General features: G+C 73.8%; 1 protein-coding gene. It reads left to right on the top strand.

What is annotated here, in order from left to right:
- Positions 1–1,795 (top strand): acyltransferase family protein (locus tag ACWGIG_RS38715; protein ID WP_453326416.1); only part of this gene is annotated, 1,795 nt, incomplete at both ends.

Below are 1,795 nucleotides of genomic sequence, written 5' to 3' on the forward strand. Positions count from 1 at the left end.
GATCTGGAGCACGACGTCCTCTCGGCGGCACTGTCCTTCGCCAACTGGCGGTTCGTCTCCCAGCAGACCGACTACCTGGCCGCAGGGCACGACCAGAGTCCGCTGCTGCACTTCTGGTCGCTCGCGGTCGAGGAGCAGTTCTACTTCTTCTGGGCACCGCTGCTGGCGGTCGCCGCACTGTGCGTCACGCGGGCGGTCCGCAGGGGGCGTGCCGTGCGGACCACCGTGGCTCTCGTCGTCGTACCGCTGGTCATCGGGTCGTTCGTACTGTCCCTGTACTGGACACAGGGGTCGGCCTCGCTCGCGTACCTCGGAACTCCTTCGCGGGTCTGGCAGTTCGGGGCCGGGGCGCTGCTCGCCCTGCTGCCCTGGCACCTGATGCGCGGGCCCCGGCCGCTGCGGCTGCTGTGCGGGTGGGCAGGGGCGGTGGCGATCGGCTGGTGCGTGGTGTCGTACGACGGCTCGACCCCGTATCCCGGATTCGCGGCGCTCGTGCCGACCCTGGGCACCGCCGCCGTCATCCTGGCCGCGATACCCGGCCGGGGCGAGCGGACCGTTACCGGCGCTCACGGGGTGGGGCGACTGCTGGCGCTGCGGGCTCCCCGGGCGGTGGGGCGGCTGTCCTACACCCTGTACCTGTGGCACTGGCCGGTGCTGGTGCTCGCCGAGGCCAGGCTGGGTACGCTCGGCTGGCCCGCGAAGACGGCGCTGACACTGGCAGCCGTACTGCCCGCGCTGGCCACGATGCACTGGGTCGAGCGGCCACTGCGCCGCAGTCGTACGGTCTCGGCGCACGCCAGGCGCGGACTTTCGGTGGGCGTCACGGCGATCGTGCTGCCGGTGGCACTCGCCCTGGTGGTCGGGTCGACGACACTCCAACTGCTCGGTCCCGACCGGCCGGTGGACCCGCGGAGCCTGCCCGCGGGTGCGTCTTGGGGACCACACCTTCTCGTACGCCAGCCAGGCGTGCCGCTCGCGGACGGCCCGGTGACGCCGGGGCCCGCGCAGGCACGCAAGGACTTCCCGCCGGACGGGGAGTGCCAGGTCGCCCCTGCCGTGACCCGTAGCCCCGCCTGCCTGTTCGGGGCGGTGAACAGCCAGGACCGGATCGTGCTGCTCGGCGACTCGCACGCCGGACAGTGGTTCTCCCCGCTCCTCGGGATCGCCGCCCAGCGGGGCTGGGCGCTCCAGGAACTGGTGAAGCAGGGCTGCCCGTTGCCGCAGATCGCGGTGCGCAGCCCGCAGCTCGGCCGCGCCTACCGGGAGTGCGACACCTGGCGGGCGGACACCCTGGAGCGGCTGCGGCAGCAGCCGAAACCGCGCCTCGTCGTGATCTCCTCGCTCAACCGCTACACCAACGACCAGAAGCTCCTGGCCGAGGGCTGGGAGAAGACCCTGCGCCCGCTGCGGGAGCTCGGGGTGCCGATCGTCTACGTCGAGGACACCCCCGTGCCCGGCACGGACGTCCCGGCCTGCGTCTCCGGCCACCTGGAGGCGCCCGCCGCCTGCGCGTTCGACCGCCGTCAGGCGCAGCGGCCCGATCCGCTGGCCCGGCGGATCGCGTCCGGCGCACTGCCCGGCGTACGGAGCATCGGCGTGAACCGGGTGCTGTGCCCGGGTGACGGGCCGACCTGCCCCGCCGTACTGGACCGGGTGCTGCTCTACCGGGACGACGCCCACCTGACCAACGCGGCGGCCGTCGTCCTGGCCGCCCGGCTGGAGCGGCTGCTGACGCAGGCCGGTGCGCTGCCCGCCGCGGGCGCCGCGGGCAGCCCGGCGGGACAGGGCCCGAGAG

The sequence above is a fragment of the Streptomyces sp. NPDC054863 genome (assembly GCF_053610825.1).